This is a genomic window from uncultured Tyzzerella sp. (genome assembly GCF_963558545.1).
Lineage (GTDB): Bacteria > Bacillota > Clostridia > Lachnospirales > CAG-274 > Tyzzerella.
The window spans coordinates 1-6,333 of the sequence record NZ_CAUWHO010000072.1 but is presented as its reverse complement, the minus strand read 5'-3'; the positions used below and the strand labels follow the sequence as shown (position 1 = coordinate 6,333).

Annotated in this window: 6 protein-coding genes; all 6 read right to left on the bottom strand. The window is 26.5% G+C overall.

Going from position 1 to position 6,333, the window contains the following annotated elements:
• Positions 1-221: 221 nt before the first annotated feature.
• The 6 genes from R5Z65_RS09190 to R5Z65_RS09165 all read right to left on the bottom strand — a co-directional run bounded on the left by R5Z65_RS09190 (position 222) and on the right by R5Z65_RS09165 (position 6,308).
• Positions 222-656, bottom strand: coding sequence for an AbrB/MazE/SpoVT family DNA-binding domain-containing protein (locus R5Z65_RS09190; protein WP_317368694.1), 435 nt, complete (start codon positions 654-656; stop codon positions 222-224).
• Between the two features lie 2 nt (positions 657-658).
• Positions 659-1,069: a hypothetical protein gene (locus tag R5Z65_RS09185; protein WP_317368693.1), complete on the bottom strand. Its 411-nt coding sequence runs from the start codon at positions 1,067-1,069 to the stop codon at positions 659-661.
• 291 nt (positions 1,070-1,360) lie between these two features.
• On the bottom strand, positions 1,361-2,554 hold the full coding sequence (locus R5Z65_RS09180) for a pyridoxal phosphate-dependent aminotransferase (protein WP_317368692.1): 1,194 nt from the start codon (positions 2,552-2,554) through the stop codon (positions 1,361-1,363).
• Positions 2,555-2,631: 77 nt separating this feature from the next.
• Complete coding sequence (locus R5Z65_RS09175) at positions 2,632-3,960, bottom strand: replication-associated recombination protein A (RefSeq protein WP_317368691.1); 1,329 nt, start codon at positions 3,958-3,960, stop codon at positions 2,632-2,634.
• A gap of 4 nt (positions 3,961-3,964) precedes the next feature.
• Positions 3,965-4,999, bottom strand: a complete 1,035-nt coding sequence (gene queA, locus R5Z65_RS09170) for a tRNA preQ1(34) S-adenosylmethionine ribosyltransferase-isomerase QueA (protein WP_317368690.1) — start codon at positions 4,997-4,999, stop codon at positions 3,965-3,967.
• Between the two features lie 10 nt (positions 5,000-5,009).
• Positions 5,010-6,308, bottom strand: coding sequence for a SpoIID/LytB domain-containing protein (locus R5Z65_RS09165; RefSeq protein WP_317368689.1), 1,299 nt, complete (start codon positions 6,306-6,308; stop codon positions 5,010-5,012).
• Between the last annotated feature and the right edge of the window lie 25 nt (positions 6,309-6,333).

The window sequence follows — 6,333 nt, the reverse complement described above, 5'->3', positions numbered from 1 at the left end:
TTTTCTATCCATTCTGCACCTTTATCAATAACAGAACAACATATATAGTCTATATCTTTGCTATTTTCTCTTTCAACAGCTAATGTATATTTAGCCATTTTCTTTATATTTCCCTGTACATTTATCTCGGAAATAACAGGCTCTTTTACTAATCTTCCAATCAAGCTAATCGTATTCATATTTCCACCTATATTTGATAATATTTCTTAACCACAATTATTTTAATTTAAAGTATGTGCAAGTAGCTTACATAATTTTATTTGTTCCATTGGTATTTTATATTTTGAAGATAAATATATACTTCCAATTTCAGTATTATCAACTAATATATTTTCAAAATATCTAAGTTCATCTTTAGGTATTTTATGAATAACTTCTTCTAAATTTGAACCTATCTCATTTTCAAAATTACTATATAATATTTTATTATTATCTGTTATATATAAATTTGTTTCTCCAAATAAATCTTTTATATAATCTTTAATCTTTTTGATTTTATTATAGTCTAAAGTTAATATAGGTGTTAATATAATTGCTCCATTTTCGCACCTAATATCTATTAAATCTTTATTTTCTATGTTTAAACTTTTTCTCATTTCTACAGGTATAACAATTCTACCTAAATCATCTAATCTTCTTCTTATTCCCAAATACATATTTATTCTCCTTTTAATTTATTTTTTCTATATTTTTTTATATATCTCTGGTCAACTATAGGTATTTTTTTTCGATTTAAAGGAATATAATCTATAAATTTTTCTGTAATAGTTAAATTGTTATATCTCCTATTTCTTTTTTTATTTATCATAGTAAATTCTTTTATTTCTGCAGTTTTTATATTAATAAGTGTAATCACTTTACTTTTATATAAACACTTCCATTCATCGGAAAGTTTTAAATCATCTTTTATTTTTTTTTCAATTTCTTGAAATTTAACTATCTCTTTATCTAAAAGTATCCTTAAAAATGGTTTAAACTCTTCGTCTAAAATTCTTCTTTTAAATCTTCCTTGTGCTTGAAAAGAAAAGTTAGCTTTACATTTTCTGCAGATATATCTTTTCTTTTTCAATGTTAAAATATCTACATTTAAGAATTCTATAATCCCTAATAAAGATAAATCACATTATTGATAACCATTTAAACCAATTTCTTTATTATTACAATAAAGACATCACATATAATCATTTTCTAGATAAAGTATAACTTCTGTTTTATTTTCTTTTTTCACTATTTCAGGTGTTATTTTTAATTCATTCATATTTCCCCTCCTAAAAAATTGCACAAACAAAAAAAGTTGTATAATGTTTAGCTTTAGTGATTTTTTTCACTGCCACTAAATACATTATACAACCTATTTATTTTAAAAATTTTGCTTTACAAACTGCTCTATTCTATTTATCCCTTCAACTATATTTTGCATATTTGTAGTATAAGATAATCTAATATATTTATCATATCCAAACATATTACAAGGAACAACACAAACTTTGTATTTTTCCAAAAGAATTTTTGCTACGTCTTCGCTATCTTTTATAGTGATATCATCTATTGTATACCCAAACAGTTTAGATACATCTATAAATTGATAAAATGCCCCTTTAGGTCTTAAAGAACTAAGCATAGGTATATCTGATATTCTTTGTGCTATATAATCTCTTCTTTTTTTAAATTCGTATAAAATATCATCTAAAATAGGGTTGTTAGATGTTAAAGCTACTAAAGCTGCATTTTGTGCTATAACATTAACACTTGATGTTGTGTGATTTTGTACATTTGACATAATAGTAGTAATTTTTTTATTAGATGCTGTATATGCTATCCTCCAACCAGACATAGCATAACATTTTGAAAAACCGTTTACAACTATCGTTCTATCATATATTTCCTTACCTAAAGATGCTATACTTGTATGCTTAATTTTATTACTATAAATTAATTTTTCATACAGCTCATCAGATATAACAAATAAGTCGTTTTCTATTACAAAATCTGCAATTTGTTTTAGCTCTTCTTCTTTATATACCATACCTGTAGGATTATTTGGACTATTTATTATAATAGCCTTTGTCTTAGGTGTTAAAGCTTGTTTTAACATATCTACATTTACTTTAAATAAATCTTCTTTTTGTGTATAAATAAAAACAGGCTTACCCCCACACTTTTTTACAATCTCTGGATAGCTTGCCCAATATGGAGCAGGTATTATAACCTCATCACCTTCATCTAATATTGCAAAAAAAGCATTGTTTAAAGCTTGCTTAGCACCGTGGCAAACTATAATTTGGTCATAACTATATTTTATATTATTTTCATTATATAGTTTTTTAGCTATTGATTCTCTAAGTTCTTTTAATCCATCAGAATTACTATATGTAGAAAATTTTTCTATTGCATCTATACCAGCTTTTTTTATATAATCGGGTGTTTCAAAATCTGGTTCACCAGAGCTAAAGTTTATAACATCTATACCATTTTTTATCATATCTATCGCTTTAGATGTTAAGGCTAGTGTAATAGCTGGATTAATATTTTTAGCTTTTTGAGATAGTTTCATAATATCACATCCTATCATAAAGTATATATTTAATTTTATAATATATATTTAATTATGTCAATAAACTAAGTATTATATTAATTATCATAATTGTTTTTTAAAAAATCCAACCATTTTTTTATATTTTTTTCGTATCCATTATCTGATGGAATATAATAAATATTATCTTTTATTTCATCTGGCAAATACTGCTGTTTTACATAATTTTTTTCATAATTATGAGCATACTTATACCCTATTCCATTTCCAAGATTAGTAGAGCCATTATAATGAGCATCTTTAAGATATGGTGGTATTTGTTTAATTTTAACATTTTCTGCATCTTCCATAGCTTTATTTATAGCAATATATGACGAATTACTTTTAGGAGCACTTGCAACATAACAAACAGCTTGTGATAAAATAATTCTGCATTCTGGCATACCTATCATTTCTGTTGCTTGAAATGCTGATACTGCCACTTGTAATGCTCTAGGGTCTGCATTTCCCACATCTTCTGATGCACATATAACAATTCTTCTTGCTATAAACTTAGGGTCTTCTCCTGATAATAACATTTTAGCAAGATAGTAAACTGCTGCATCTGGGTCACTCCCACGCATACTTTTTATAAAAGCTGATATAGTGTCGTAATGATTATCTCCATTTTTATCATAGTTCATAGCACGTTTTTGTATACACTGTTCTGCTATTTTTATATTTATATGGATTATATCATCTTTAGATTTTTCTGTTGTTAAAACTGCTAGCTCTATTGCATTTAAAGCTATTCTAGCATCTCCATTACATATATTAGACATAAAATTTATGGCATCTTCGTCTATTTTTATATTAAAATAACCAAATCCATTTTCTTTATCTTCTATTGCTCTTTTTATAATTTTTTTAATATTATTGATAGATAAAGGCTCTAGCTTAAAAATAATGCTCCTAGATATTAATGCTCTATTTACTTCAAAATATGGATTTTCTGTTGTAGCTCCTATTAAAATAATAGTACCATCTTCTACATATGGTAGTAATGTATCTTGTTGGCTCTTATTGAACCTGTGTATTTCATCTACAAACAATATAGTTTTTTTACCATTTAATGCTAAAGTTGTTTTAGCTTTATCAACCACTTCTTTAATATCTTTAGTACCAGATGTGGTAGCATTTATTTGTAAAAACACACTTTTTGTAGTATTTGCTATAATTTTTGCAAGAGTTGTTTTCCCTGTTCCCGAAGGTCCGTATAATATTAAAGATGATATTTTGTCTGATTTTATAGCCCTATAAAGCAAAGTATCTTTTCCAACTATATGCTCTTGCCCAATAAATTCTTCTAAAGCTTTAGGTCTTAATCTATTTGCTAAAGGTGCTTCTTTTTTTAATATTTTTTGGCTTTGATATTCAAATAAGTCCATATTATCACCACTTTGTTAAAAACATTGCATCTCCAAAACTAAAAAATCTATATTCATTTAAAACAGCTTGATTGTAAGCATTAATTATATTATCTCTAGTAGAAAATGCACTAACAAGCATTATTAAGCTAGACTCTGGTAAATGAAAGTTTGTTATAAGGTTATCTACTATTTTAAATTTATAAGATGGGTATATAAAAATATTTGTGTATCCACTATCAGCTTTTACTAAGCCATTTTCATCTGCAATAGATTCTAAAGTTCTTGTGCTAGTAGTTCCTACGGTTATTATTCTTCCACCATTTTTTTTAGCATCATTAATAATTTTAGCATTTTGTTCATCTAAACTATAATATTCTGAGTGCATTTTATGTTCTAGTATGTTATCTACTTTTACAGGTCTAAAAGTGCCTAACCCTACGTGCAATGTAAGCTTTGCTATTTTTATATCTTTAGACCTAACTTCTTCTAAAAGCTCATTTGTAAAGTGTAACCCTGCTGTTGGTGCAGCAGCAGAACCATCATTTTTAGCATATACTGTTTGGTATCTATTTTTGTCTTCAAGACGTTCCTTTATATAAGGTGGTAAAGGCATTTGTCCTAATTTATCTAAAACTTCTTCAAATATACCATTGTATTTAAAACTTATAATCCTATTTCCGTCATCTACAATATTTTCAATAGTACCTTCTAGTATACCATCTCCAAATACTATAATATCTCCTATTTTAGCTTTTTTACCAGGGTTTACAAGAGCTTCCCATTTATTATGTTCTTTTCTTTCTAGCAATAATATTTCTATGTTAGCACCTGTATGTTTTCTTTTGCCAAACAACCTAGCTGGGATAACTTTTGTATCATTTAAAACTAGGCAATCTCCTTTTTTTAAATAACTTAATATAGATTTAAAAGTAGGCTCGTGTTTTATTTCTCCTGTATCCTTATTAACAACCATTAGTTTAGAGCTTGTCCTATCTTGCAAAGGCGTTTGAGCTATAAGTCTTTCTGGTAAATCAAAGTAAAAATCTTTTAATTTCATATTTTTCTCCTTATTTAACTTCTATCCCTGTATAGTAATATTTTAATATTTCATCATATTTATATCCTTTTTTTGCTAAGCTATTAGCTCCATACTGGCTCATACCAACACCGTGTCCCCAGCCTTTGCCAACAAATGTAACCGAGTTTGAGTCTTTTCTTGTTAGCTTAGATACATAATTTATATTACTATTTGTGTTATAATCATCTTTATTTTTTGGTAATAAATTTGATATATTTTGGTTTTTGTTAATAACATACATATTATCTATTTCTGATGAAGTAGTGTTTTTATCTATTACAAAAACATCCCTATTTATAGCACTACTACCTTTAGATGAAATAGCATATATAGTATTATCTTTTTCTATATTATCTTGTTTACTATTTGCAGAAATATAATTATTAGCTTTTAGCATTTTAAAATTTTTGCTATCTAAACTACCACCAATGTGCTTAGAAAAAAAAGTTCTTACTTCTTCTTTTTCTAACACCTTCTCACCATTTGTGCCTATAAGTGTTAATTTGTTTACTCTACCTGTAACAGATGAATTTTCCAAAATAATCTCGTTGACCGTACCTATAGATGCCATAGATGACAGTTCATCAAATGTAAATGTTCTTGTCCATTGTTTAGCACCTTCTTCGTATTCATCTTTAACTGCTTTTAAATATGGTACGCTGTTATTCCAAACATTTTCTGCATCATCTGTATATCCACCACTAGATGATGAATATACTGCATTTATTAATTCATTATTATAATATGCAAACACACCTTTTGTTTCATTTATAGCATCTGTTGTAGATTGTTTTTCATTGTTTACACCATTGTATACTTGACAATGGACAGTATCACAAACATCATATCCATCTTTTTTATGTGTACCTAAATTGGCATAAGCATAGTTTCTAGCAGTAACAGCTTGTGCTTTTAAGGCTTCTTTATGCCAAGATGATGGCATTTCAGATGGTACAACTCCATATAAATATTCCTCAATATCTAATGTATTTATTACCGATAAACTATTATTTTTACAAATAATATTAATTAAATTTCTATACTTTTTATTTAATAGTGATATATAATCGTTTGATTTTATTGTAATACTATTTTTATATACTGCTAATAAATGATTATTATCATATATTCCAATACTATTATCTATATGTACTACTTCTCCATTAATATTTTTACTTATCATAGTATTATTAGCATCAGTACTATTATTAAAATTTCCTATCATTACATAATAATCATTATCTTTATAAATATAGCTATTTTCATAATTTTTAGAAAAAAAACCCACCGTAAAGTGGATTTTCTTAAGCAGA